Below are 26,483 nucleotides of genomic sequence, written 5' to 3'. Positions count from 1 at the left end.
TGGCCGTATCGGCGCGCGCGAGCACATCTGAGACGGTACCACCCACATGGGCCAGCAAGGCAACAGATGTGATAGCGCGCCGCCAGCGATGACGCACAGTCAGCCTGATGCCTGCGGATGATCGCGAGCGCAAGAACGCTCGGAGTCTGCTGGGCTGAATTCCCGCTGCGGCAACTATTATCAATAAGGTTAGACCCAACTTGCTCCTTTAAAGGAGCCTCTTGTCCTCTGGTTCCGTTGACAAAAAGCCACTACCCGATACCTTTTCACGACCATACTGAAACTTACGACGATTTTTTCCGTGGCATTGGATGAATGCCGTCAATGGGTTCGATACCCCTATCTGGAGAACGGTCGTTGGATATTGAAAAGCGGCAAGGTCCACGGAGGGCGGCGGGAAGAGTTGGATCGACTTGTTCCGAACCCTTCGGGGCTCTCGCCGTTGGTCGTCCACTCTTTGAAAACTCGTTATCGATATTGAACCGGACTGGTGCTTGGCATATCGCAAAGGACCTTTGCCAGGAGTTCGTACCACAGCACGCACGGGTTCGATATTGGAGACTTGGCGCGGTGGCTCCCGGAGGGCTGGCGCGCAAGATCGCGGCAAGGCTGATGATGCTGGAAATCAATTGGCTTAAGGATAGCCAATATTGCTTGATCGGCAGCAAAGCCGCTGATGGCTACAGCCGGGTTTTTCTCGATCCGCTCTTTGTGCTGAGGTCAGAGCTGGCTGAAAAAGATGTCGTGCTCTGCCATGACGTCGGCCCTTTGAGCCACAGCTTCCTCTATGACCCTGGAACCGTTGAGAATTACCGTGTCGCATATGAAAAAATCCGCAGACACAGGCCCGGGATTGTTTTCGTCAGCGATTGGTCGAAGGATAATTTCGTCTCCATCTATGGGTCAAATTTCCGATTCCTGATCACCATTCCGCTGTACGTGCGTACGGGCCTGTTTGATGGATCCCTGGAATCCCTTCCTGCTGTCAAAGGGCCATTCTTCTTGACTGTCGGCGCCTTTGAAACACGCAAGAACCAGATCACGGCGCTTGAGGCATATCGAAACGGCGGGTTCTACAAGCAAGGTATCAAATACGTGCTTTGCGGCTCGCGAGGCGACGGCCGCGAGAAGATCATCGATCTTGCGAAATCGATACCAGGGACGGTGCTGCCGGGATATGTGCCGGACAGCCAGTTGCGATGGCTCTACGCGAACGCTGAGGCATTCGTTCTGCCGAGCCTTCTGGAAGGGTTTGGAATGCCCGCCTTGGAGGCGGCCCATATGGGCCTCTTACCGATCGTCTCCGAGAGAAGTGCATTGGTGGAAGCGGTGGAAGGAGTCTGCGTGCAAGTTCCTCCACACGACACGACTGCAATCGGACAGGCGATGCGGCAAGCGCTTTCACGCAGTTCGAGCGAAAAGGCACAGGCCAGCCGCGAACTGCGGGACGTTGCCTCGCGCGCTTCTAAACAGCGCTTCCTGCAGGGCTGGCGAAGCCTGCTGCTGGGCGGATAAAGCAGGCCGGACGTTTCGTTTAGGCGTGGGCGTACCTCGCCTCTGGAGTAGCTGCCAAAAGGGCAGGCCTCGCGATATCACAATCGCAAATTGCCCGCTGCCAACGCAAGCCTACATTTATCAGCTCGTCCTAGAGCCAAAGACACATGGCACTGCATACGGCTGCTGAGATCGCGCAAATATCACAAGGAGTCGGCGAAGCAGTGAATGGCTACGAAAGCAGTAGTCCAATTTTCCGGCATCGCTGGCAAAACAACTCGAGTGGCACTGGGCGTCGCGTAGCGTTCCGGTCGCCTAAGCGGCATCGATAGCAGGCATGGGCTGTGCCGCCTGATAGCAATTGTGTCTTTCAAATCCTGCTGCCATGCGTAAGGCGCTGACCCTGGTGGCGGAGACGACGGCGATTGCGATGCAGAAGATGGGGCCTGGGTCAGCGCTGCCGCCTGACACCGAGTTGGCAATTATGGCGGCGAAGGCGGCGTTCCTGATGCTCATTGCGACTGCAGCCGTCTCAGGCGTCACCCATTGTTGTACCCCGCCCAATCCCCTGGTCAGGACACCGAGCAGCATGGCCATCATCAGAGACCCAAAGAAGCCAAGCTGGGACAGAACCGCGATCGGCCAGCTCGATGCCCTGGAACTGCCGAAGCCCACGCCAAGGCCACTGGTGTCAACGAACGACTGCAGGCTCTTGAGGTTCCAATAGGTGCGCTCGTTGCCCGAGGCGGAAGCTGCCTTGTTGATGATGGTGCTGTTGATGAGCCTGACGAAGGGATCCAGCGCGTCGGCCCGGTAGAGGCTCACGCCCATAACAAGGGCCACGCCCAGCACCATCAGGACGGTGATCAATATCTCCTCCCGCTCGACTCGTCCCCTGAGAACTGATGCCAACATTGAGAGGGCGACCGGAATGCACAGCAGAGTGAGGCCAACATAGGCGGTCGAGGACGTCGACAGGATGGTCAGGAAAAGCAGGATGGCCGACAGCCACTGGGCGAGACGGGACCTGGTCATTCTCCAGTATGTATAGGAGAATGCCAAGCAGGCCAGGGAGGCGCCGGCAAACGAAGAGGCCTCGGAAAAAGGTCCTGTGATGCGTGCGAAACCGGCCTCGTAGGCGTCACTTATGATCGCATAGTTGGCGGTTCTGATCGGGGCGAGTACGTCGCCCACGCCGGCATTTTTGCTGACGAAATCAATCAGCCCCATGCCAGCATGCAGGCCGCACCACAAAAAGAACCCACGGCGTAGCTGGTCTATCCTGTCAGAGTGCAGCAACAGGGTGCAAAGCGCGATGGTCGTGAGCCCACCGAGAATGAAATAGCCTGTCTGAGAGGTATTGCCTGAAACCGGAGCCAGCGAAGCTTCCACGACGGTGCCGCGGATTTTCGACTGGACAAAGACAGCCGTCTGCCCGGCGAAGAACCTTGGAAACAGCCACGCTCCAATAACTGCGTAAACCATAGCGCCCGCAAGAACCCAGACCGCGCGGATGCTCCCAAACACCTTTCCTAAGTCGATCCATATATGTCGTCTGGCAGCGACGGCAGCGACGAGCAGAGCCTCGAACATGGTGTAGATGAGCGGAGAAGACCCACCCAAAAAAGTCAGGGTCATAACGGCGGTAGCGCCGAATGCCTGGGAAGCAATCAGCCCAACTATCAGCATTCCTCGGGAATAGTATGCAATGATCAGAATGGCCGCGCACACCAGAAGACCCGGCAGAGAAACCTGCATTGCTGACTGAGCCTCTCTCCCTGTTGGTCATTCTAGCGTTCGAAAGACGCTATCCGATGAGTGCATCATTCGACAGGTGCATAGCTTGGGCAAGAGAGCCAAACGGCGTAGTCCTGCTTTCCGCAGGAAGCCGTAGCCCCGAGCAGCGGCAGATCCCACGGCGCAAAGTTATTTTGCCGGTGAGCCTGATAAAATGGCTGCCAGCCTGGTGCCCAAATGTCGTGTTGGTTGCCTGCAGCTGGAGAAGCAAAGCGCGGCATAGGCCGACACGTCCGGGACCCTTCGACCCGCCGGCCGTTCCGATTCCGGCCTACCCCTTCCTGCAAACGGATAATTGGCAAACGCACCCTAAAGAACGCCTCGACGGCGCGAAACGTCACTCTTATACACAGGCCAGCGGGCAGGTTGTGCTTACAATCGTGAAATGACGTGTTAAGTTGGAGATTATTGGGTGCTCTTGGTGACGGGGTGGGTTCTCGAGAGTTCCATGAGGAGGATAAGCGGTATGACCGCCCGTGTTATACATGGCCCATTTGGCCCTAAGCAGATGATGCAACTCAGGGAGATTTACGAACGGGCGCGGGCTGTGACCGCCCAGTATCCCGAATCCCACGTTGCCAACAAAGCCGCCAAGAAGTTGATCGATGCCTTCGAAACCGTGACCTCCAGCGATGCAAGGGGTGGGCGGTGTCTGAGTGAGACGGATCCCCAGGGAAACGCCTGAGGTCCAAGCGTTAAGTCCAGGAGCATCTATCCGCCTGCCAGCCAAGCTGGCAGGCGGATTCTTGTTTGCTGTCCCGGCGCGCCGCTCCCATAAAACGATAGGGGAGCCACTGGGGCGGGCGAGTGGCTCCCCTATCCTGTCTTCGCTATATCCGCAGACAGACCGCGTAAGCCCGGGCAGACGCCGGCAAATCCATGTTCGTCTTGGCAACGTATCTCGTCAACGAAGCCTTTGGGGTAGTTTGCCACCGAGGAGTGTCTGCCCAGCTTCCGCCTATCGGATGAGCATGACAGCTCTGCCAATCTCGAACTGTTATTCAATGAAGTGAGCGTGTCGACCAGCCCCTGTTGGCCGCGCATCAGCGAGTTCTATGACGTGAGAAAAAAGTTCACCGAAAATTAACTTAGATTAGCACCCGCTTGTATAGCATAATCTACACAATTCCAGGTGGCATAGGGGGAAATGATGAGCGTCTAAGCTGGAGAGATCCGGCTAAGCCTTCACGGGTAGAACACTTCAAAAAATCCAGGAATTGTGAGGGGGTTATGGCGACCGCCAGAGGGTCGCTTTGTGTATAGGCAAAGTTGGGGTACTAGTATGGTTTCTGCAATCGGACTGCATAGTTTCGATTCGGCAAGTCAACGAGAAGCTGCTTTGAACAGTACGGGAAGGGGTAACGAACAAGCCGACAAAGAGTGCCTACTTATCCTGGACGGAAGGGCCCTGGACCGGGAATGTCTGGCATCAGCCCTTAAAGACCATGATCTCGGTATGGCCATTGCCGCCATGGGTGCGATCGAAGAATGGCGCATAAAGAAGGAGTCTTACCCTTCTCTGGCTGCCATTCTATTCAACCTTGGCGGGCGTAAATTAGCCGACCGCGGCATTGCAGATGAGATTAGATTAATCTCTTCAGAGTTCAGCTCTGTTCCGGTAATAATTTTGTCTGACACAGATGATCTCGGGCAAATACTAACAGCGCTTGAATGCGGTGCACGTGGGTACATCCCGACTTCAGTTGGTATTGATGTCTGTGTCGAAGCCGTCAATCTTGCAGCGGCTGGCGGCATCTTTGTACCGGCCAGCAGCGTTTTGTCCATGCGCCATCTGATCGATTCAGGCGGCCGCGACACGCGTCCGTTGACGACTATGTTCACGCATCGGCAAGCTGAAGTGGCTCAGGCGCTTCGGCGCGGCAAGGCGAACAAGATCATAGCCTACGAATTGAACCTGCGCGAAAGCACGGTGAAGGTGCACATCCGAAATATCATGAAAAAACTGAAGGCGACGAATAGGACGGAAGTCGCCTATAAGGTCAACGATCTTTTCGGGGAAGGCGCTCTCGCGCAAGAGTGAGTGGTTTCAGGCGGTGCGCCGAGGTCAACCCTCGGCGCACCGATGGTTTTCCTCCCCTTGGCGGTGGGTGGGAACCACCTGGAATCAGTTGTCATGCCCGATGCTGCAAATGATAGTTTTGCCAGGACGAGGCTCTGCTGGGTGCAGGACACTCCAGCCTCAACGAAAATCCTCCATGTCCACTCAAGATTCCGCGATTACCAAAAAGGCTGCCAATGATTGCACCTATGGACGAATATCGTTCCCTCGGGGCTTCGTGCACGCCTGGCCGACCGTCTAAAGAGCGGTACACATCGGTTCCAATAGTAACAATGCGTGTGTCGCGGCCACCGCAACAAGCAATTTCGGGTCCAAGTCCGCGACGTGATGCATCTGTCTGATGATCTCGGCCTGGCATGTCGATCGCGGCAATCGACTTGCCGGCGCTTTTTGTGGCCGGAGGCGGAGCAATGGACTTGCAAATGCCGCCGCCATAACCAGCGTCTTGTCCTGCTTAGTAGGGCGCGGGCACATCCGAGGCGTTGCGCAGGGCAGCATGTCGGGACTTGAATTCGCTCGAGCTGACGATGCCAAGGGCAATGCTATCACGCGTCATTGATCCTGCCCGCAACTGACGGGAATAGGTTTCGATGCCGTAACTGTCTGCGGGGCGATCCAGCAGCATCAGGTAAAGAAAGCCGATATAGGCTCGGTCGGTAAGGCCAATCGTGGCATATTTGGCCTCGAATTCGTCGGAGCGGAACATTTCCATGATCACGGCAGTGAGCGTGGCGTCTCCGTTCTCGAGGGCTGGCGACCACCGATCCAACCCTGCGGCATCGCCATCATGGCCAAGGACGAGGCAATAGGCAAAATTTATCTGATGGACATAGGTGAACCGGCCGGCAAACTTTGCTTCAGGGGCGCAATCTCGGTGTGGCTTGGGCAACGGCTGCGGGCCACGGGTAATGTCGCGAACAGCCATGTAGGCAGGCTTTGGTTCACCGGCTATCCATTTGCCGTTGTTGTTCTTGCTAAGTCGAACCAGCCCCATATTGGCTTCGAAGCTCGGCGCCCAGTAGGTCTCATCCAGCAACTCGTAGATGTGCGCCGCTTCGACTTTGTACGTATCCTGGAGTTCGCGAAGCCGTGTCATTGCCTGTTTGACGCCGTCGGCCTGCTGCCGCTCGCTGTGCTGACTTCCGTAGGGGTTGTTGAATTCGGTGACCCAGATGGGTTTGCCGTAGCCGGAAATCTCGTGGAAAGCCCATTCCGGATCTTCCCCGTACATGTGCCAGACCGAGATGTCCCAGGCGATTCCGTCCTGTTTCATCCGCGCGAAGGCGCCGGTATGGCCCCATCCAGCCGTACCCATTGCCTTTTTGATGCTCGGGTCAACTGCTGTCATGCCGTCGGACAGGCCCTTGAGGGCAGCGCTCACCTTCACCCAACGCGGACCGTAGTAGTCGAGCGCTCCTGTTCCACCTGCAGGCCCCCAGCTGCATGGATATTGTGATCCGTCATCGCGTTTCTCGCAGGGCTTTATGATGGCATAGATTTCCATCTCATTGCCGAGTTCCCAAACGCGGATATCGTTCTTGAACCTGCCCCCAAGGACGACCGCCAATTGCCGGGCCTGACTATAGAGTTCTTCCGGATCGTGCTTGTCCAGGTCTAGTCCCGGCGTGATCACGGGGAGTATTTCGATCCCTCTTTCTTTACCGGCCTTCACGACCCGAGCAAGGGTATCTCCTTGATCTGCGGCGGTGATGTTGACCCGGTATGATTTGAGACCGAGGTTCTTGACGAAATCGAGTTGTTTTTCGATCGGAACATCCGGGTAGGAAATCACCGGATGGCCGTTCACGCCCCAGAGCAAATCGGCGGATGCGGGCGCCGATGCTATCAGCAACAAAGCAGTCGCGGCTGCGAAACGAAACGACATGGCGATCATGCCTCCCTGCACGACGATCAATATTGGGATTGTCGGAACTGCGGGACACGGGAGCAATTGGTCAAAATGGATATGGGAAGCTTCGCGTTACCTCCTTTGGAGGCTACAACCTAGCCATCAAGCGGCATGACCATTGGAGTGCCGCTGCCCCGATTCAGCACCCGGATGAGCGGGGGGTGACTGCCGAGGATGACTCAAATTGATTGCGACGTGCGCTAACCAACGGGGTAACTGCGCTCGCGGTCAATTACCCGTAGACTTCCCCGAAATCGGCGTCGACCTGGATCATAAGCTCGAGATATTTCCAAGCGATCCAGCGCCAGGAATAGCTGCTCGCCCTGGTATGGCCCTTGCCAACCATTCGCTTGCGCATATCTGGGTCGACCGCTAGCTGGCGAACGTTTTCGATCCATGATTGGACGTCGTCCGGATCGGCATAGAGTGCGGAATCTCCGCAGATTTCAGGCAAACAGGGCGAAGTCGAGGCTATGACCGGGCAACCCGACGCCATAGCCTCGATAGCGGGCAACCCAAAGCCTTCGATCCGTGATGGAAACAGGAAGCAGAGGGCGCCTTCAAGCGCCTTTTTGAAGTCGTGATCGCTTATGCGCCCAAGAAGGATGATGTTCGCCGGCATTTTCGGGACGTGCCGCAAGACCGTGGTTTCGTCGATGTCACCCGGCATCCACAGATCGAGGCCCATCTCATCTAGAAACGATGCGAGCTTAGCGAGAAGCCCCATGTTCTTGTATTCTTGATCCCGCCGGCCGAGGCAAACGACATATGGCCTGCCCCGATTGACAGCCAAGGATGATATCGTCGCGTCCCACTTCTTAGCATGGTCGCTGCCGTTGTAAGTAACGACAATGTTCTCCTCGCGCGCTATGCCGAACGCGACCAAATGACTGCGGGAGAGTTGCGAAACCGTAGTGATCCGTGCAGCCCGCCTGCCCAGCAGCGGAAGGATCAGGCGGTGAGCCCAACGGAACCCTCGCCCGTAGCTCGACGGCATCAACCTTGTATGCATGTCGTGGATGCATGCGATCTGGCGTCTCAGCACGACCGGTGCGAGGTTGCAAAAGCTCACCAACCCTCCCGGCACATGCCAGGGCAACTGCGCCTGTACCCAGAACTGGGGAAGTCGAGGCCTGTTGAATTCGGGGACGACCCGCACCGCGATTGCCTTCAGATGAAGAGGCTCGGCAGGCTGGCGCGGCACCACGAGATCGATCTCAAGGTCGCGACCCAAGGGATGCCCTTCGGAAATAAGGGCGTCGAGAGCCATCGTCACCTCGTGGGCATAACGCGCTATCCCATTGCGTCGAAGCGTGGTGAAATCACCGTTTATCGTCCACCGGCGCTTTGGCGGCACTAAGTCCGCCAATGTCCGGCCCGGATGGCCAATCAGGTACTGCGAGCCTCCGGGAAGCGATCTTGCCACCACGGCGGCAACGCTGTGTCCGTTCAAATTCCCCGATTGCACCGCCGGCGCCGCATCGAACTCAGATTTGCCGATCATCACGTCCCCCGCCTTGCCGCCCCAACATCCAGACTAACACTCTCTGAACCGCAGCGACCCTCAAACGTTTGAGGTAGCTCCAACGCTCGCCCTCGCCTGCCTGGATGATGCTGCGCGCGTCCGCACGACCCAACGGCTGTGGTGACCCCACGCGCTGACGGTTTCAAACTAGGGACATGGAGAGGGTGACATGGCACGGCAGTGGACGATCAACGGGCGTTTCCTTTCCCAACCGACAACGGGCGTCCAGCGTTATGCCGGAGAGATCGTGCGTGCGCTGGATGCCCTGTTCGCCGAGCAGGCGCCGCTCACCCGTGGGCTGGAACTCAGGCTTCACTGCCCACCTGGCAGCTCAGACATCGCGATCAATTCCATCGAACGTTGCGAGATAGGCAGCAGGGGTGGGCACCTATGGGAGCAGACCCGGCTAGCCGCCTCTCTTCGGGGTGGCGGGCTCCTCAGCCTGTGCAATACCGGCCCGCTTCTGTCGCGCAAGCACATTGTCTGCATTCATGATGCAAATGTCTGGAATGCCCCAGAGAGCTATTCACTTCGCTTCAGGACCTCCTACAAAGCGCTGCTACCCTGCCTCGGCAAGACTGCATGCAGCATTTCGACCGTTTCCAATTTTTCGCTAGGCGAGCTGGTTCGGCTGGGCATCGTTGCGGAGCAGAGGGCCTTCGTTGCCCCCAACGGTCATGAACATGTCCTCCGATGGAAGCCTGAACATTCGGCGGCGACACGATTGGCGGCCTCGCGTGAAACAATCGTCATGATCGGCGGCGCCGCACCTCACAAGAATGTGAAGCTCATTCTCGATATGGCCGAGCGCCTTGGCAAGGCCGGACTGAAGATCGCGGTCGTCGGCATGTCGGATTCGGACATTTTCAAAACAGGATCAGCCAGAGCTGAAGCCCAAAATATCCATTGGCTCGGACGCATTTCCGACAACGAGTTGGCTGCTTTGCTGATGGACTCGCTTTGCCTGGCCTTTCCTTCGCTAACTGAAGGCTTTGGTCTTCCGGTTGTCGAGGCAATGGCGCTGGGCTGTCCGGTCGTCGTGTCCGAACGCGCCAGCCTGCCCGAGGTCTGTAGGAACGCAGCTCTTTATGCCGCTGCCAACGACCCGCAGGCGTGGTTCGACCGTTTCATGGGGCTGCGCAATTCCAAGGCGCTACGCGTGCAGTTCATGAGGAAGGGAAAAGCCCGAGCCTTGGCATATAGCTGGAGAGCGAGCGCCTTGCGCTACCTGCAGGCGATGGCTCTTGCCGACGGTATCGATCCAGAGACCAGGATAGTCAGGTTACGTGAACTCACGTGATCGTGTGAAGTGCCTGGACCGCTCCGATCGAGTCCAGCATGGCGCGGTCGAAATTCTCTTCGGAAAAGCGCTGCGCGTTCCGAGCGCAGGCCCGCGGGGTGATGAGGTGGCTGTTTTCCTCGAACCGTTTGACCGCTTCCTTGAGGTGATCGATGGTCTGAGCCTTGAACAGCACCCCCGTCGGCTCGGAATTTGACCCCAGGCTGCGTGCAATATCGACCGCGCCGCCTCTCCCGAAAGCGATCAGCGGCGTCCCGCAGGCCTGCGCCTCGGCGAGCGCGATGCCGAAGTCCTCGCAACCCGCAAAGACCATCGCCTTCGCTCGGGCAAGCGTATCGATATAGTCCCTGCGAGGAAGGAATCCCGAGAATGTGACGTTAGGACCTGCCAGCGCCCGCAGGCTGGCCGATTGCTGTCCTTCGCCCACTATGACCAGCCGTCGCGACGGCATCTCGTTGAAGGCCCTGATCACGAGGTCGGTGCGCTTGTAGGGGGCCAGGAAGGACGCCGAGACGTAGTAATCGTCCTTGTCCTCGACACAGGGCAGTTCCTTCAGCGAGACCGGCGGGAAAACAACCTTTGCGTCACGTCCGTAGATGTGGCGGATCCGAGAACGCACATAGTTGGAATTCGCCAGCATCAGGTCTGGACCGTGCGCGGTTCTCGTATCCCAGGTCCTCAGACGGTGCAGCATATAGCGGTAGAGTATTCCCTTCGGACCGAAACCGAGCTTGCCCTGCTCAAGATACGAGAATTGCTCGTCCCAAGCATAGCGGACAGGGCTGTGCACATAACACAGATGCGGCTGATCAGGCCTTGTGATCACGCCACGAGAAAATGCGGCCGACGACGAGATCACAGCGTCATAGCCGGTCACGTCGAACTGCTCGATCAGAAACGGGCAAAAGAAGAAGAGAGACCGGTAGAATTTCCGCACCAGAGGGATCCGGTTGGCCGGAGAGGCATGAAATTGCACGTCGCGGAAGTATTGCTCCTTCACCTCGGCCGGGAGGAAATCGAAAAGTGTGAATACCTCTGCATTGGGAAGCTGCTTGCAGATTTGCGCCAGAACTCGCTCGCCGCCCCGGAAATTTGGGCACCAGTCGTGAACGACCGCTATCCTGGCATATCTGTCGAAGTCGGGCGCCGGGGCAGCCGGAAACTCCTCAATCGGCATTTCGACCTTGGCCGCGATGGCCAGGTCGGAAGAACGTTCATGGAGCATGGTTCTCCCCTTTCTTTTAAGCCCGAGTTTCCGTTTTGTGCGGGGACCATCGCAAGTTGTCCGATCGATCACCGACCGCTGCCGGCGCGTATGCGCCTACCGCTTATGGTCGTGACCCGCTTGCAGGAAGTACGTCAAAAGCTGGTACTCGATGAGGTAGGCCGCGTTGGTCGCGCCCACTTTTATTCAAGCTGTTTGAGCCATCGCGTCATAATATGGTCAGGGGGAGCGACGCCTGGACGAAACATGAAACTTGCGGTGATTATCCCAACCCTCGGCCGCAGCGAGCAAGTAGCTCGCCTGCTCGGATATTTGGGCAGCCAGAGAAGACTTCCCGACGAAGTCATATTGTCGGCACCCGACGCCACACACATCGACCTGCCGGACGGCTGCCCCTTCCCTGTGTCGAATGTGTTCGGTCCAAAAGGATTGGCTGCGCAACGCAACGCCGCTCTCGTGCCTTCATTGCGGCGCTTCGACATCATAACATTCTTCGACGACGATTTCGTTCCATCCACCCAGTACCTGGAGCAGATCGAGCAGGCTTTTGCCGGAAATCGCGGATGGGCGGTTGTGATGGGCAGGGTCGTCAGAGACGGCGCCACCAATGCTGGTCTCACCTGGGACGATGCAGAGGCTGCGCTGAGGGAAGCCGAGGGCCTAAAACCGAATGGAGCGTCCGTGGTCGACCATGTCGGTGCCTACGGATGCAATATGTCGCTCCGCTCCTCGCTGGTTGGCGATTTGCGCTTTGACGAGCGCCTGGTCCTCTACGGCTGGCAAGAAGACATCGACTTCACAAGTCAAATGCGATCCAGAGGCCGCGTCGTATGCGTGACGTCGATCACGGGCGTTCATCTCGGAATCAAAACGGGCCGCGTCAGCGGAAAGCGGTTCGGCTACTCCCAGGTCGTCAATGCGATCTACCTGATAAAGAAGGGGTCAGTTCCAGCCTCTTTCGCACTGCCCCTTATGTTCAGGAACATTGCGGCCAACCTCGCAAAGAGCCTTTGGCCCGAGCCATATGTCGATCGCAGAGGTCGTCTCAGCGGCAACGCGCTCGCGATCCTGCATATCGCCATGGGGCGCATCGAACCCGAATACATCCTGAAGATCTGACGACGGTGAAGACAATGCGGAAATGGCTTTCAACAGCGGCAGGGATTTCATTGGCGGCAGCCTCTGTCTGTCCGTATCCGGCATCAGCCGCGGAGTACCTGCTTGGGCCGCAGGACAAGGTCAGGCTCAAAGTCTACGAATGGCGCGCATCGCGTGATGTGATCTTCGAGTGGGCGGCTCTCAACGACAGTTTCACTGTCGGTGCCGACGGGACTCTCTTCCTGCCATTTGTCGGGCAGATACGCGCGGAGGGCACCGCTCCTGGGACTCTCGCCCGCGCCATAGGCGATCGGCTGATGCAGCAGATGGGACTCGGCCGCCAGCCGGATGTCGCCGTGGAGATTGCCCAGTACAGGCCGTTCTATGTGGTAGGCAACGTCAAGCAATCCGGAGAGTTTCCCTACAGGCCCGGCCTGACAGTGCTGCAGGCGCTTGGGGTCGCCGGCGGGTTGCCGATACGCGAGGATGATGTGTCTCGGCTTGGACGAGAGTTCATCACGGCCCGGGGCGATGTCGGGCTGCTGGCTCTGAACAATGTCAGCCTGCTCGCACGCAAAGCGCGGTTGCAGTCAGAGCTGGCCGGCAGTGACGACATCGCTTTCCCCCCTGAACTGAGGGACAGGGTTTCAAACGAAACCGTTGCCCTTGCAATGAACCAGGAACGCAAGATTTTCGATATCCGAAAGGATGCACTGGCGACCCAGCTCCGTTCACTGCGAGACCTCAAGGACTTCCTGCAACAGGAGCTGGCCTCGCTCGAGCAACAGCTGACTTTCCATGACAAACAGATCGAGCTCATCCAAAAGGAGCTCGCGGGTGTCTCGAATCTCGTGCAGAAGGGCCTTGCGGTTGCACCACGGGAACTTGCGCTGGAGGGGACTGTCGCCCAGATGCAGAGCGACAGATTAGCGGCCGAGACCTCGATGCTGCGTGTCAGGCAGGAGATGAGCAAGACAGACATCGAAATACTCAACCTTAGCAATCAGCGTTCCAGCGAGGTCGCCGAGGGCTTGCGCGAAACACAGCAGCAGCTCAACGAGGTGACCAGCAAATCCGACACCGCAGTGCAGTTGCTGAGCGAGACGCAGGTCGCTGTGCCCGCTCTGCTGGCGCTAAGGCAGAGTGCGGCGAGGGCCAAGCCGATCTTCACCATTGTGAGGCCGAAAGACACCGGCACGGAAGAACTTGCTGCCCAAGAGACAACCCTTGTCGAGCCGGGCGATACCATCAAGGTCGAAATCCCCCTGCCGCAGTCTGGCTTGGACAGCTTGCCTGCAGCGGATGCAAGCGTCCAGGCGGACACCACTGCTGTTGGAACTACGAACTGACCAGATCCGCTTGGCGCGAACCAGGCCAGCATCCTGGCTCCGTCGATGCTCACCAGGACCGCCACCTGTTGCAGGTGGGGTTGGATGGCTGGGGCGTTAGGCATGGGGCTGCGACCCAAAAATATGTGGCTCTACAAGTACCCCTTTGCAATACCGCAAACAGCATTCCGAAGCACCGTATCTAGCACTTGCCTTGCACTCCTAGGCCGCCTATCAGTTGGCGCACGGTGGGTCTCGGCCCCTGACGGAACTCCCCGCCGCGGAAAGCCAACTCCTTCTGCGGGTGCCACTGGAGATATCGGTGCTCACAAGCATACTGGCCGTATCGGTGGCAGGGATACTTCTGGGTCTACGCTTCAAGGCTGCCGCGCTGCTGGCAGCGACTGCAGTGCTTCTGATCGCAATCCTTGCCTGGAATAGCCTAGGCCTGTGGGGCCATGTGACTGGTGGCAAATCTCTGGTTTTGATATTTCTTTTGGCTTGCGCCTACCTCGCAGGCTTGTCTCTGTCGCACTACTGCAATCGAAACGAGAAGTGATCGTTCGACGTTTCAGGAGGCCCTGCCGACCCGCATGACCGCGACGATGGTCCTGAGCAAGATCACGATATCAAGCCAGATCGACCAGTTCCGCACATAGTGGCTGTCCAGCGCAACGCGGTTATTATAGTCCATGCTGCTTCTTCCACTCACCTGCCAAAGACCGGTGAGCCCCGGCCTTGCTGCGAGGTACTCTGCCTGATGCTCGCCATAACGCCTGAGTTCGTCCTCGACGATCGGCCTTGGGCCCACGCAACTCATGTCACCGCGCAGTATGTTGATGAGTTGGGGAAGCTCATCCAGGCTGGACTTGCGCAGCAGTCGCCCGAAAAGCGTAACGCGGGGATCGTTCCTGATCTTGTGGGTCTCTTCCCACTCCTTGCGTGCGTGGGCGTTGGACTCGAGATATGCCTTCAGAACCTCGTCCGAATTGGCGACCATCGAGCGAAATTTATAGCAATTGAATGAGCTTCCACCCAAGCCTACTCGCCTATGCGAGAATACAGCTGGACCGCCGGCCGTAACCTTGATCAACAGACCGACGACAATCATGACGGGCGCGGCCAAAACGAGCGCTGCGCCGGCTATGGCCAGATCCATGATCCGTTTGAGGAGGCCTCCAATCGGAGGGTTCGTCTTTCCGGTGAGGACACCCGGCAGCTCATTCAACACCGTTCCGGTGCTGGCGTAGTCACGCGCAGAAACAACATGCAGGATCGCCCTGCTTTCGATCGCGGCCGGCACAACGGGTTGGCTCCAAAGCGCCTCACCCTGGTGCTGCTTTTCGAAGGCGTTTGTCATGTGACGGTCGCTGTTTCTCGTTGATTAACTTCGACAGTCTTCCAAGGACGGAACGTGCCGGCAAGAAATGCAAAGGAGGTAGCGCGATACTCCAGGGGCTACCCCCTATCCTCACATATGATTGCTCTACACGCTTTGCCGGCTTCCGAAAGCGCTCTGCTTAGCGGCAACCCGACGGTGCTTGGACGTCATTACCCTCGCGTTCGCGAGAAGCACGCCAAGTATAGGCGTCCTGGAGGCCTGAAGTGTTCTCACGAGTTCCCGCAGTGCGTCGACGTGCGTCTTTCCCCACTCCGCAACCACCACGACACCGTCGAGCACGGATCCAACGACCAGGTCATCCGCCCCGGATTCAAGCGATGGCAGGTCAACGATGACGATATCATAAGCGGCCAACTCGTAGCCTGCCGCGTCCCCAGCAGTAACTTCAGAAAGGAAAACCTGCATGTTCCTTGGCACGAGCAGGTTCTTTGCATCCACGACGGAACTTGAAAGAACGTCGAACCGCCGCCCCAGAGCGCGTATGATATTGTGTCGAGCGGGATCCAGGCACTCGTTGCTCTGGACGTTTGAGTGCCCAATCAGTCTTGTGGTAATCGTCGACCTGCGAACATCAGCGTCAATCACCAACGTCTTTAGACCGGACATCGAATAGAGCGTGGCGAGGTTGCTGACTACGGAAGTCTTCTGACTGTTGTTCGAAACAGCGGTTAGTCCAAGAAACTTCACCGGATGGTTCGTTTCCGCCAAGCTGATTTCGGTTCGCGCTTTCCTTAGGCTCTGGCTGTATCGCGACCACGGATGCTTGGTCACTTCGTCGACGTTTCCGAATTCCCTGCGCCTGCTCGTGGGCGGTAGTTCTCCGACGCACTCTATTCCCAGATTATCGCGGACATGACGTGGCAATCGTATGGTCCAGTCGAACGAATGCCGCGCGAAGGAAAGGCCAATGCCGAGAATGAGCCCTGCGACGCCAGCGAAGACCAACACCAGCTTCGGTTTTGGAGCGCTTGGAAAAAGCGGCGGCGTCGCGGCAGTGATCACTCTTGCATCTGCAACCGGGTAGGATTGCTGGCTTACCGAATTGGTGTAAGCCTGCAGAAAGCTCTCATACATTTTCTGATAGGTGTCAGCAGTTACCTCGAGTTCTTCGAGAGTAGGTTCAGAATTAACGCCGCCACCGGCACTTGCACCACCTCCTACGCTATAATCGTGCCGAGAGCGAAATGCCTGCGCCCTTGCCATGGCCTCGTTCATCTGGGTGCGCAGCTGCTGAAGGCGTTTTTCCAACCATGCTCCACCTTCTCTTGCCGAATCGGCCTTGGTGTCGATCTGTTCATGCACGAAGGCGTCAGCCGTTGCATTCGCAATCTTGGCGGCGCCCCCCGGATCGGCGGAGGTGAAGGATATGTCTATCGCGTAGGAGACACCTACCCTTCGCACATCGAGGCCACTGAGGAAAATCAGCATGCTGAGACGGGACTTCTGGTAATCGGTCAGCTTTGCGGTCGACTCCGGAGCGCCTAAGCCGATATGCCCCCAGAGTGAGTTCAGCCGTGCGCTTTTCTCAAGCCCTAAAGCCTGCACCATTATATCTTTGAGTTTCCTGATTCTTTCCTGCAACATCGGTGTCTCGGGGCGATTGAAACTCGTATCCTCAATCAATTTCAACTGATCAATTACCATCGAAGCAATCTTTTCAGATTGCAGTACTGCGATCTGACTTTCAATTTGTGCGGTGTCCAATGAAAGATTTACTTCACCGCCCTCCTGCAAATGTTGCGGTAGCTTCGGTTCGATCAATATCTGGGCGCTGGCTGTAAAAACCGGATCGGTGGTCAAATCGTAGAACCATGCGACCAGGAGTGCCGCGGCAAGGCAGGCCGTAATTGTTCCGACATAATGTCTCAAAAACCCGGTTATGTCCGAGAGGCCGACGAATTCCTGTCCGACATTGGCCTGCTGATTGGTTGCCAAAGGCCATTGGTTGGCGAACAAGCGGTTCATTCAAACGTCTCCGGCGGGCATGGGAGAGTCCTTCGTGCACGCCGCCCGATACAGAGCTTCATGGCGTCCGCCCGATGTTCTCATAAGAGCCGGGGCCCGCGATCCCGGCTTTTGCAGAAAGACTACGCCGACGTGGGGGAAGGTAAACGCCGCCAATTGGCGTAGACCTACATCCTTTGCGAATGAAGAATGCGCGGCAGACCGGCCCTTATCTTGGCTAGAAATGACTTCTGCTGTTCCAGCAGCAACTCTCGTGCTTGGTTTGCCGCAAGATCGTGCGAGAGGATAACCAGTTTGGCTGAAAGACGTTCGCCCCTATCCCCGTTTTCCGTCGCCTCCAGGCAAAATGCGGCACAATCTGTCATTCGTTTCCGAGCTTGGCGAAGTCGTTCCGATTCCCTTTCGATCTCCGGCTGAATGAGGTCGAGGGCACGCGCCAAAGCCTGGAAACGCCTATCATCGACGTTCTTGTGAAAGGAGAATCCGAATGATGTCAGCGGCACTACAGAGCCACAATTGATGTTGGCGCCCGATGCGGGCCTACCCCCACGATACGCGACCCCCATGCCTGGACGAGATATCCTTTCGATCATCGATCGGCACCACCTATTGGATGAAGCGGCACGAGCCGCGGGGTAGCGCTACCCGAATTCATGAAGGGGCCGAGGTTCGCGGCCATGCTAGGAATATTGGCGCAATCCCGGAGCGGTAGCCGTGACCTTAACGATAGTCGCCCAAGCCAGGCCAAACACATTCGCGTTCGAGAACAATGCTCTCATCAAAGCCACTGGCTTCCGGGAATATGATGCGCGGTGGTGGTTCGGCCACCCTGGCTCGGAGAAAGAGCCCGAGCTCAATTTGATGGGCGCCCAAGCACTGGGAATGGGTCTCGCCACTCTGATCCGCCGAATGGGGGTCGGCCCGGAGATCGTCACGGGTCACGACTTTCGCAGTTATTCAATGTCCATAAAGATGGCGTTGGTCTCAGGGCTGATGGCGGCTGGCGCACATGTCAAGGACATCGGCCTGGCGCTTTCCCCGACCGCCTATTTCGCCCAGTTCGCACTCAACGCTCCGTCTGTTGCGATGGTCACGGCTTCCCACAATGAGAACGGCTGGACCGGAGTTAAAATGGGCGCACAGAGACCGCTAACATTCGGTCCTGACCAGATGACAGCCCTCAAAGCGCTCGTACTGAACGGCGACTTCGATCTTGTCGGTGGCGGCGGCTACGAATTCGTGTCCGGATTTCGTGAGAAATACATCGACGACTTGACTGCCGGAAGGACGGCTCGACGCAAGCCGCGCGTGGTCGTGGCCTGCGGCAACGGGACGGCTGGCGCATTTGCGCCACAGGTGCTGAAGACCATCGGCTGTGACGTGATCCCACTGGACGTGGAGCTCGATTACACCTTCCCGCATTACAACCCCAATCCCGAAGACATGCAGATGCTGCATGCCATCCGGGACAAGATTCTGGAGACCGGTGCCGATTTGGGTCTCGGCTTCGACGGCGACGGCGACCGCTGTGGCGTCGTCGACAATGAGGGCACCGAGATCTTCGCTGACAAGGTCGGCGTCATGCTGGCGCGAGACATTTCCAGCCTGCATTCGCAATGCACCTTTGTCGTGGACGTGAAATCAACCGCGCTTTTCATGACGGATCCAGTTCTGGCGCGAAACGGCGCGCGCACGGACTATTGGAAAACGGGACATTCCTACATCAAGCGGCGGGTAGCCGAGCTTAACGCAATCGCCGGCTTCGAGAAATCGGGACACTTCTTCTTCAACCCGCCGATCGGGCGTGGCTATGATGACGGCCTTATCACGGCGATTGCTGTCTGCGAGATGCTCGACCGTAATCCGGGAAGGACGCTGGCCGAACTCTACCGCGCCCTGCCCGTGACCTTCGGCACCCCAACAATGTCCCCCCACTGTCCCGACGAAGTCAAATATGGCGTCGTCGACAAGGTCCTGGGCGACTTCATGAAAATGAAGGGGGACGGGACCGAGTTTGCGGGGCAGCCGCTTGTTGATCTGGTTACCGTCAATGGGGTGCGTGTCGTGGCTCAAGACGGCACCTGGGGTCTGGTCAGGGCTTCGTCGAACAAGCCCGAAATTGTCGTCGTCGTCGAAAGCCCCGTCTCGTCGGAGCGACGTCGACAGATGTTCGAGGCGATCGACGCCGTCCTGCGCCGCAATCCAGAGGTCGGAGCCTACAACCAGACATTCTGAGAGGAACCGAAGCATGGCACACCGGATCGTAAGTTTTGTTATGAGCGGCGGGGTCGGGTCCCGGCTGTGGCCGCTCTCGCGCGAAGACAATCCTAAGCAATTCCACGATCTCTCGGGGGATGGCTCTATGCTGGCGAAGACGGTTCGGCGCCTGAAGGCGTGGCCGGACAACGAAACGCCGATCTATCTGATAGCATCCGAACGCCATGCCGAACGCGTCATCTCCGACATTAGTTCGCTCGGTCTGAACGGGGGAAAGCCAATTTTCGAACCGCTGGGCCGCAATACGGCCGCAGCGGTCGCCATTGCGACACTGCAGACGATTTCGGAGCACGGCAACGAAGCGCTTGTGCTCGTGGTTCCCTCCGACCATGAGATATCGACCGAGACGCAGTTCTGGGAGACCGTTGAAGCGGGTATGCCCGCCGCCGGCTCGGGAAGCATTGTCGTGTTCGGCATCAAGCCCACTCATCCAGAGACCGGGTACGGATACATTGAGGTTGCGGCCAATGGTGACGGCGCAGCCGCGGTCTCACGCTTTGTCGAAAAGCCGAACATCGAGACGGCGCAAAAATATCTGTCGTCGGGGAGGTTTTACTGGAATGCTGGTATCTTCCTTTTTCGTGCCGACACGATGCGGAGGGCTTTGCTCGAGTTTCACCCGGAGATCTGGGAAACCGCCGAACGCGCCTTCAGCACTGCCAAGGTGGATGTGTCGGGCGTTTACCTGCCGCAAGGCTTCTACTCGGCTGTCCCCTCCACATCGATCGACTATGCAGTCATGGAACATGCGCGGGGCATCGCGATGGTGACGGCTTCGTTCCGCTGGAACGATCTTGGGTCGTGGCAATCCTTGCTGGAGGCCAGCCCCGTGGACGGAAACGGCAACGTCGTAATGGGCGATGTCGTCGCCATGGACTGCGACAACTCCTACCTCAGAAGCCAAGGTCGGCTGCTCACCGTCATAGGAATGAAGGATGTGGCGGTGGTCGCAACGCCGGACGCCATATTCATCGCCCCGGTCAGCCATAGTCAGAATGTGAAGAAGGTCGTCGAGCAACTTGAGAAGAGCGGGCGCCTCGAGACGAAATTCACAGCGTCGGAAGACCGGGTCATTGTCAGCGGATCATGGCGCAAGCGCGTCGAGCACTGGCTCTTCAACGAGACCCTTCCGCTTTGGTCAGACGCAGGCGTCGACAACGCGCATGGCGGCTTCCACGAAGCGCTCGGTTTCGATGCCAGGCCATTGGGCAAACCCAAGCGGATGCGCACGATGGCTCGCCAGATCTATGCTTTCGCTGTGGCCAAGGAACGTGGCTGGACGGGGGCCGCCGACAAGCTCATCGATCATGGTATAGACTTCATCGCAAAATACGGCCGCACAGATCGTGGAGGCTGGGTACGCACCCTCAATTCCAATGGAAGCGTGGCCGATCCGGCGGAGGATGCCTACGACCATTCCTGCGTGCTCCTGGCACTTGCTCATGCCTATAGCTGCGGCCACCAACCTGCCCTTCAGCTTGCACAGGAGACATTTCATTTCATCGATTCGCACCTTGAGGATGGGAGCTTAAATGGCTTCCTCGAGACACCAGGCTGGAACGGGGTTCGGTCCTCGAACCCACACATGCACATGCTCGAATCATTCCTTGCCTGGTACACCGCAACCGGCGATCGCGCATATCTGCGTCGAGCGGCTCGCATCATCGATCTATTCCGCAGCCATTTCTTCGACCAGGAAAGTTGGACGCTCGGCGAATATTTCGATGCCGACTGGCTGCCGTTGCCCGGAGACAAGGGACAGTGGACCGAGCCTGGGCACCATTTCGAATGGGCCTCCCTGCTCGTCGACTTCGCGCGGGCAACCGGACAGAAAGATCTGGCTGCTTACGCGAGGAAACTCTATTCGTCGGCGGTCGCCAGCGGACTGAATCGAGCCACAGGGCTGGCTTATGCGGCCGTTTCGAGACAAGGGATGCCTCTCGACAGGCTCTCGCGCAGCTGGCCTCAATGCGAAGCCATCAAGGCGGCGATCGCGTTGGACAACATCGGTGGGCCTGATCTGAAACCCGAGATCGAAGCTCGCGTCGCGCGCCTTTTCAGATGGCATATCGATCCCGCGCCGCTTGGCCTGTGGATGGACAGGATCGACGAGCGCGGTCGGTCGCTGGCGACGGAGGTTCCTGCCAGCATCTTCTACCATTTGGTGACGGCATTGATGCAATATCTCGACAAGACTGAGGGGCAGGTTCAGGCGTTTCCGGGACTTTCTCTGAAAGCGGACAGCCTTGTTGCGAAGCAGAATTATGGTTGAAGAAAGCGACTGCTCATCGCGTCACGACGCGGCAGATCTTACTCCAAACAGGGAGTCTTCTCACCGTTCGCGCTGATGCGGTGGGAGGTACCGCTAATTCGGTATCTTCTTGCCTCTGTGTCACCATGGCAAACTGCGGTACCTTAAGCAGAGGCCGCGCCCACAAACACGAGGGTCTCCCGGCTTCTGGCGGCGTAAACTTATCAAAGTGTGGGAAGTAGAAGCTTTTTGTCCGGGCAGCTGAAGGGCGACGATGGCAAAAAAGAAATCGCGGGACAGGCGCAGTGGTGATCTCTTGAAGCTGCTTGCAACAAGACCTCGGGTAGTTGCGCTTGCAGCGCTGCATGTGAGTGAATCGGTCCTCTTGGAACTTGAAGCATCGGAGTTGTTATCTCCGGCGCAGATCAGGGGCCTGCTGCGGGATGCGTCCCTGACGTTGCGCAATGCCGCCGACCAGGCGGACAATCGGAGCTGTCTCGTTGCCAGTGAGATCGTTGAGTCAATGAGGGAGAATTTTAAGAGGAGTAAGTCATAGATAATACAAGCTCTAGGCGGCATCAATCGACCCGTGGCCTATTCCGATCCAGGTTTCGACAGGAGATTGATGTCGTGGCACCTTCCTTTGGCGAGATCTGAAAGAACGCTCATAAGCTAAAATTTAATATGCATGATGAGTTTCAGGAGGGTACATAGGAATTGGGTAGGGTTAGGGATGACACAGGCTTCACGTTTTTTTTCGAGAGGAGATGAGCACAGTTTGTCATACGTTGGACTTAACGATGACGACGCCGCTCTGATCAAGACCCTCGGCTTCGCCGCGAAGCGGTATCTAGTCGACGCGGTAATCTTCAGCCAAGGTGACGACAACGATCGTATTTACGTCGTCGAGTCGGGTTGGGGGTGCATTTCCCATGAGCTTCCGGACGGGCAGCGACAAATTCTCGATTTTGCCCTGACTGGCGATGTCGTTCTGTCTCAATCACCTGGAAGCGGCTCTATTGGGACATTCGTAGCTCAAACTGAACTTTCATTGCTGGTGGCACCCACCAAGACATTGACGCTTGCCGCTATGAAATCGCCTCGTCTGTTCGCGTTCATCGTTGGAGCCCTCTTGCGCAATGGGGCGGTTATGGCTCAGCACCTTGCCAGCGCAGGACGACGCAACGCATTAGAGCGGACAGCACATTTGCTGCTCGAGCTGACAGCGCGTCTGCAACGAGTAGGCGCAGTTGACCGCAACGGCTTCGACTGCCCGCTCACCCAATACGACCTCGCTGACGCCCTTGGCCTTACTCCGATCCACGTCAATCGAATGCTGCGGGAACTTCGCGAGCGGAAGTTTCTCGAATTCCGGCAGGGCCATGTCCGCCTGCTCGATTACCGCGGTCTGGCGAAGTTCGCTGGATTCGACGGCGAATACATCAAGAGTTGAGCGCCGGGCGCCTTAGCCTTTGGAACCCTCGCTTTGGTAAAGCGCGCTCGAGCGCTGGACTGGCCGCAACGGAATTCCCATTGGTGAATAGCTGCAGCGATGGAAAGAGAGTTGCGCCGAGCTACAAACCAGTCCGAACCTGCCGCTCCGCTTAGGCAAGCTTTTGCGTGTTTCTTGAGCCTAGCAAGTAAGATCGGGCATAAAGCTGCGTCAGCCTGGATTAGCTGGCAATATGGCCTGCAGGTCCCACATTTGCCGTTTATTCGGAGTACGCCTGATACCAGTCACGCTTCGCCTCTACTCCTTCATTATTCGTTTGGATGAATTCTTCTTATATAATCAATAGCACATAATCGTTGTCACCGGGCGCGAAGTGGATCCTGCCGGTCAGGTCCGGCGGCGGTTGCCGCTACCCCGCAGACTTCGGGCCGCACGCGCTCATTTGGCCGGGAGCGGAATCCGCGCAAGCGGCCCGACAGCCTGTTGGGGTGCAACTTGTCTGACCATCCGGGCCTCACCGGCTCCCTGGGTGGCGTTGCCGGCTGGAACGATGGTAATATTAGGACCTTCGAAGTAACACCTTTCAGAGCCGTTTTCCCCGGCTTTGTGGCACCCGGTGAAGTTCTGCTTGGCTTCTGGGCTAGCACTGGGGGCGGGTCGGTCGTCCTCAGCAATGCAGAGCTCGATCCGTTTGCTCAATCGGCTAATGTCGCTGCGTCGTCACAGAAGTCCGAACCGATAGAGCGCGCTGACCGCAAGTGGGCGGAAGATCGCACCATAACGCCCGGCTACGGGCTGACCCCAACTCTGCTTGTAGTCTTGCCCGGAACCGAGATCGAACTGGCGATACGCAGCGCTTGCCGCCCATTCGATCGAAGCCTGCATTATGCGGACACCGACCCAAAAGCCGTCGTATTCGGGGTCGCGAACGATGCATTGGCCGAGCACGGCACCGTCCTGACACATCAGGACGGTGCCGGCCGTGCGCCGACCGCCGTCGAGCAGGTGCAAGGTGTGGAACTGGATCGGACTGTCGGCGGTCTGCCGTTTCATGAAGGCGCGCCAGAACCGCAGACGATCCTCCGCGGCGACCGTCTCCTCGGCGTCGTTGCTTTCCCACACGCGGCTCCACTGGGTGCAGCACCATTCCAGGTCGCCCACATCGTCGACGCGAAGGCGCATGAACTCGTCGCAACGTTGGCGGGCCTTGCGCACATTCTTGCGGTGATTGCGGCTCCAGAGTGCCTCATAGTCGCCCTGCAGGTCGACGCGGTAGTTGTCTGGAGACCAGTAGGATCGCGGCTTGAGATCCACGACGCTCTTGTCGAGCCCCGCCTCGACCCGGACCTCGACACCCAGGGCGTGTAGCGCCCGACCAAGAGCGGCGGGAGAGGACGTGGGCGCGATTACGCCGGAAAGCGATTGATAGGCGACGGGCTCCCAGTACCGGCGGCGGCGACGCAGCGAGATGAGCGCGGTCGGCCGGCCGTTCTCCGTCGCCAGGGCGTGGCGCTTCTGGACGCTCGTAGGCTGGGTGAGTTCACGATAGAGATCGCGGTCGCAGCCGGGAATTGCCGGTAGGTCGTCTAAGACCTGGTCGAGGGTCGAGTTCCAGACATCAAACCAGGCGATTTTAACGCCCCGCGAGGTTAAGGGGGTGACGATGCGGGCAGCGGAGATCACGGCGGGCGCGGCGAGATGGCCCAACGCACGCTTGAAATCCGAGCCGGCGGCTTTCGCGCCGGCAGAATCCATGGCGTCAGAGTGATTCATCACCGGTTCCCCCTGCAGTCAGTGCTTGTCTGCCATCCAGGCAATCCTTCGAAGAAGCGGTCCGCCGGTGTTCGCGTCGGCCGGCGCAGGCGCCTGCCCCTGTTCGGTGTCCTCACCCAGGAAGCGCCGGAGGTGGGCAAAGGGCGCGCGCAGGCGCACAGGCGCCAAGGCCTGGATCCTGCCCAGCAGATAAGCCAGTTCGGCGGCAAACGGATGACGGGTCCAGCCCATGGCCAGGAACCAGAACACTGCGCCAAGCCCGCCGCCCAGGACAGTCTGTGAGACCGACAGGTTCATGTCGAGGCCGTTCAGTCCGATGACGACGAGCGGGCCCAGCGCCGTCGCGAGGGTGGCGACGGCGCTGGGCAGTAGGGCGCGCAGATATTCGCCGACGCTCAATTTCAGCCGCCGCATCAGGAACCAGAGGCCGACGCCCACCTGGATCGGCGTGGTGGCGAAGATCGAGAGCGCTAGCATAAATGGGCCATGCTGGGCCGCCAGGATCATGATCAGGCTGGTGATCGGCAGGGAAATGATCCAGGCCTTGGCCGTGTCTCGGATGCCGCCGACGGCTACCAAGGCCGGAAACATAAGGGGGACGGGGAAGCAGAGCATGGTGGCGGCCGCCATCACTTGCACCAGCGGGATGGAGGTCTCCCATCCTGGTCCCAGTAGGGTGTGCACCAGGGGATAGGCGAAGAGGATGACCATCGCCAGGCCCGGCCAGTGGAATGCGGTCAGGCTGGCGGCGGCTTTGAGATAGGGGGCCTTGAGGGGACGCCCCGTGCGCGCATGGGCGGCGAACCCTGGCAGGGCCACCGCGGAGATAGCCGATATGACTAGGCGGCTGGGCATCTGTGTGACCTGTTGGGCTCGGCTGTAGAGACCTACATCGGTGCTGCCGCTGGCCCGCCCCAGCATGAAGGTTGGAATGACCTCCCCAAGGGTGGTCAGAAGGCCGGTCGCGGTGTTCAAGCCGCCGAACGCCAGAATCTCGCGCCATTTTGTGAGCTCGATCCGGAAGATGGACAGGTCCGGGCGCATGAGGACGGCAAAGACAAAGGTGGAGAGCGGATAGCTAAGCGAGCCCCAGGCGAAGCTCATATAGCCGAAGCCCATCATCACCAGGCCAGTTGTGGTGATGTTGCCGACGAGAGCGGAGCCCAGGTTGATGGCCGCGATGCTCCAGAACTTCAGGTCGCGGCGAAGCAGAGCCACGATCGGCGAACCGATGCTGGAGAACAGATAGCCGAATGCCACGGTGCGGACAAAGTTCTCCAGACGCGGTTCGTGGGCGAAGGCGGCATAGAGGCCCGCCGTCGCGACGAAGGCGGTCGTAAGGACGACGGCGACCGCCAGCATCAAGGTGAAGGCAGTGCGTATTTCCCCCTTCGAGAGTTTTTCGGCGTTGACGATGTAGTTGGTGACGCCGAAGTCCCGCATACCCTCGGCGAGCGCGACGAGGCTGGCGCCAAGGAAGGCAGCACCGATTTCGTTGGGTGTCAAAAACCGCGACGAAACATACAGCGTCGCCAAATTCAGGATGAGGGTCGCGTACTTCTCGAAATAGACCGCGACCACCGCGCGCCGGATGCTCGCCATTCCT

Annotated in this window: 17 protein-coding genes; 8 read left to right on the top strand and 9 right to left on the bottom strand. The window is 58.2% G+C overall.

Going from position 1 to position 26,483, the window contains the following annotated elements; translation table 11 throughout:
• The first annotated feature begins 612 nt into the window (after positions 1–612).
• Positions 613–1,515: a glycosyltransferase gene (locus ACYG9V_RS16760; protein ID WP_245265588.1), complete on the top strand. Its 903-nt coding sequence runs from the start codon at positions 613–615 to the stop codon at positions 1,513–1,515.
• Between the two features lie 294 nt (positions 1,516–1,809).
• Here the strand turns inward: ACYG9V_RS16760 and ACYG9V_RS16755 are convergent, their stop codons facing one another.
• Positions 1,810–3,252, bottom strand: coding sequence for a hypothetical protein (locus ACYG9V_RS16755; RefSeq protein WP_023697337.1), 1,443 nt, complete (start codon positions 3,250–3,252; stop codon positions 1,810–1,812).
• 1,321 nt (positions 3,253–4,573) lie between these two features.
• Here ACYG9V_RS16755 and ACYG9V_RS16750 point away from each other — a divergent pair.
• On the top strand, positions 4,574–5,332 hold the full coding sequence (locus tag ACYG9V_RS16750) for a response regulator transcription factor (RefSeq protein ID WP_023715467.1): 759 nt from the start codon (positions 4,574–4,576) through the stop codon (positions 5,330–5,332).
• 493 nt (positions 5,333–5,825) lie between these two features.
• Here ACYG9V_RS16750 and ACYG9V_RS16745 read toward each other — a convergent pair whose 3' ends face one another.
• Positions 5,826–7,265: a DUF4214 domain-containing protein gene (locus tag ACYG9V_RS16745; protein ID WP_460221976.1), complete on the bottom strand. Its 1,440-nt coding sequence runs from the start codon at positions 7,263–7,265 to the stop codon at positions 5,826–5,828.
• A gap of 247 nt (positions 7,266–7,512) precedes the next feature.
• The gene (locus ACYG9V_RS16740) at positions 7,513–8,784 is read right to left on the bottom strand and encodes a glycosyltransferase family 4 protein (protein WP_023697341.1); all 1,272 of its coding nucleotides are present in this window, start codon (positions 8,782–8,784) and stop codon (positions 7,513–7,515) included.
• A gap of 190 nt (positions 8,785–8,974) precedes the next feature.
• Here ACYG9V_RS16740 and ACYG9V_RS16735 point away from each other — a divergent pair, with 190 nt between their 5' ends.
• A complete protein-coding gene (locus ACYG9V_RS16735) occupies positions 8,975–10,105 on the top strand; it encodes a glycosyltransferase family 4 protein (protein ID WP_023697342.1) in 1,131 nt (376 codons plus the stop codon).
• Here the strand turns inward: ACYG9V_RS16735 and ACYG9V_RS16730 are convergent.
• Positions 10,098–11,330 (bottom strand): glycosyltransferase, encoded by a 1,233-nt coding sequence (locus ACYG9V_RS16730; protein ID WP_023697343.1) that lies wholly within the window; start codon positions 11,328–11,330, stop codon positions 10,098–10,100. The two genes, ACYG9V_RS16735 and ACYG9V_RS16730, sit on opposite strands and share 8 nt — an antisense overlap.
• Before the next feature lie 246 nt (positions 11,331–11,576).
• On the opposite strand from ACYG9V_RS16730, the gene ACYG9V_RS16725 reads away from it, so the two are divergent.
• Together ACYG9V_RS16725 and ACYG9V_RS16720 are read left to right on the top strand one after the other, a co-directional pair.
• Entirely contained in the window at positions 11,577–12,449 is an 873-nt protein-coding gene (locus tag ACYG9V_RS16725) for a glycosyltransferase family 2 protein (RefSeq protein WP_023697344.1), read from the top strand.
• Positions 12,450–12,463: 14 nt separating this feature from the next.
• Positions 12,464–13,777 (top strand): polysaccharide biosynthesis/export family protein, encoded by a 1,314-nt coding sequence (locus ACYG9V_RS16720; protein WP_023697345.1) that lies wholly within the window; start codon positions 12,464–12,466, stop codon positions 13,775–13,777.
• A 550-nt stretch (positions 13,778–14,327) separates the two neighbouring features.
• Here the strand turns inward: ACYG9V_RS16720 and ACYG9V_RS16715 are convergent.
• The 3 genes from ACYG9V_RS16715 to ACYG9V_RS16705 form a co-directional block, all read right to left on the bottom strand.
• Positions 14,328–15,116: a sugar transferase gene (locus ACYG9V_RS16715; RefSeq protein WP_023697347.1), complete on the bottom strand. Its 789-nt coding sequence runs from the start codon at positions 15,114–15,116 to the stop codon at positions 14,328–14,330.
• A 126-nt stretch (positions 15,117–15,242) separates the two neighbouring features.
• Positions 15,243–17,123 (bottom strand): GumC family protein, encoded by a 1,881-nt coding sequence (locus ACYG9V_RS16710; protein ID WP_352765966.1) that lies wholly within the window; start codon positions 17,121–17,123, stop codon positions 15,243–15,245.
• Positions 17,124–17,290: 167 nt separating this feature from the next.
• The gene (locus ACYG9V_RS16705; RefSeq protein WP_156940760.1) at positions 17,291–17,716 is read right to left on the bottom strand and encodes a hypothetical protein; all 426 of its coding nucleotides are present in this window, start codon (positions 17,714–17,716) and stop codon (positions 17,291–17,293) included.
• Positions 17,717–17,837: 121 nt separating this feature from the next.
• Here ACYG9V_RS16705 and ACYG9V_RS16700 point away from each other — a divergent pair, with 121 nt between their 5' ends.
• The 3 genes from ACYG9V_RS16700 to ACYG9V_RS16690 all read left to right on the top strand — a co-directional run bounded on the left by ACYG9V_RS16700 (position 17,838) and on the right by ACYG9V_RS16690 (position 23,104).
• A complete protein-coding gene (locus tag ACYG9V_RS16700; protein WP_023697350.1) occupies positions 17,838–19,358 on the top strand; it encodes a phosphomannomutase/phosphoglucomutase in 1,521 nt (506 codons plus the stop codon).
• A 13-nt stretch (positions 19,359–19,371) separates the two neighbouring features.
• Entirely contained in the window at positions 19,372–21,672 is a 2,301-nt protein-coding gene (locus ACYG9V_RS16695) for a mannose-1-phosphate guanylyltransferase/mannose-6-phosphate isomerase (protein WP_023697351.1), read from the top strand.
• A gap of 712 nt (positions 21,673–22,384) precedes the next feature.
• Positions 22,385–23,104: a Crp/Fnr family transcriptional regulator gene (locus ACYG9V_RS16690; protein ID WP_023697353.1), complete on the top strand. Its 720-nt coding sequence runs from the start codon at positions 22,385–22,387 to the stop codon at positions 23,102–23,104.
• Between the two features lie 720 nt (positions 23,105–23,824).
• Here ACYG9V_RS16690 and ACYG9V_RS16685 read toward each other — a convergent pair.
• Together ACYG9V_RS16685 and ACYG9V_RS16680 are read right to left on the bottom strand one after the other, a co-directional pair.
• Entirely contained in the window at positions 23,825–24,877 is a 1,053-nt protein-coding gene (locus ACYG9V_RS16685; protein ID WP_084624839.1) for a GNAT family N-acetyltransferase, read from the bottom strand.
• An 18-nt stretch (positions 24,878–24,895) separates the two neighbouring features.
• Positions 24,896–26,479, bottom strand: coding sequence for an oligosaccharide flippase family protein (locus ACYG9V_RS16680; protein WP_023697355.1), 1,584 nt, complete (start codon positions 26,477–26,479; stop codon positions 24,896–24,898).
• Between the last annotated feature and the right edge of the window lie 4 nt (positions 26,480–26,483).

This window comes from Mesorhizobium sp. W016 (genome assembly GCF_054719485.1).
This window is presented reverse-complemented; position numbering and strand designations above follow the sequence as displayed.

Excerpts from the sequence above, each read along its gene's own strand:
- ACYG9V_RS16690 (WP_023697353.1), top strand. The coding sequence starts at position 22,385 with ATGACACAGGCTTCACGTTTTTTTTCGAGAGGAGATGAGCACAGTTTG.
- ACYG9V_RS16725 (WP_023697344.1), top strand. The coding sequence starts at position 11,577 with ATGAAACTTGCGGTGATTATCCCAACCCTCGGCCGCAGCGAGCAAGTA.
- ACYG9V_RS16720 (WP_023697345.1), top strand. The coding sequence starts at position 12,464 with ATGCGGAAATGGCTTTCAACAGCGGCAGGGATTTCATTGGCGGCAGCC.
- ACYG9V_RS16695 (WP_023697351.1), top strand. The coding sequence starts at position 19,372 with ATGGCACACCGGATCGTAAGTTTTGTTATGAGCGGCGGGGTCGGGTCC.
- ACYG9V_RS16730 (WP_023697343.1), bottom strand. The coding sequence starts at position 11,330 with ATGCTCCATGAACGTTCTTCCGACCTGGCCATCGCGGCCAAGGTCGAA.
- ACYG9V_RS16750 (WP_023715467.1), top strand. The coding sequence starts at position 4,574 with ATGGTTTCTGCAATCGGACTGCATAGTTTCGATTCGGCAAGTCAACGA.
- ACYG9V_RS16755 (WP_023697337.1), bottom strand. The coding sequence starts at position 3,252 with ATGCAGGTTTCTCTGCCGGGTCTTCTGGTGTGCGCGGCCATTCTGATC.
- ACYG9V_RS16740 (WP_023697341.1), bottom strand. The coding sequence starts at position 8,784 with ATGATCGGCAAATCTGAGTTCGATGCGGCGCCGGCGGTGCAATCGGGG.
- ACYG9V_RS16685 (WP_084624839.1), bottom strand. The coding sequence starts at position 24,877 with ATGAATCACTCTGACGCCATGGATTCTGCCGGCGCGAAAGCCGCCGGC.
- ACYG9V_RS16745 (WP_460221976.1), bottom strand. The coding sequence starts at position 7,265 with ATGATCGCCATGTCGTTTCGTTTCGCAGCCGCGACTGCTTTGTTGCTG.
- ACYG9V_RS16735 (WP_023697342.1), top strand. The coding sequence starts at position 8,975 with ATGGCACGGCAGTGGACGATCAACGGGCGTTTCCTTTCCCAACCGACA.
- ACYG9V_RS16760 (WP_245265588.1), top strand. The coding sequence starts at position 613 with ATGATGCTGGAAATCAATTGGCTTAAGGATAGCCAATATTGCTTGATC.
- ACYG9V_RS16710 (WP_352765966.1), bottom strand. The coding sequence starts at position 17,123 with ATGAACCGCTTGTTCGCCAACCAATGGCCTTTGGCAACCAATCAGCAG.
- ACYG9V_RS16715 (WP_023697347.1), bottom strand. The coding sequence starts at position 15,116 with ATGACAAACGCCTTCGAAAAGCAGCACCAGGGTGAGGCGCTTTGGAGC.
- ACYG9V_RS16680 (WP_023697355.1), bottom strand. The coding sequence starts at position 26,479 with ATGGCGAGCATCCGGCGCGCGGTGGTCGCGGTCTATTTCGAGAAGTAC.
- ACYG9V_RS16705 (WP_156940760.1), bottom strand. The coding sequence starts at position 17,716 with ATGATCGAAAGGATATCTCGTCCAGGCATGGGGGTCGCGTATCGTGGG.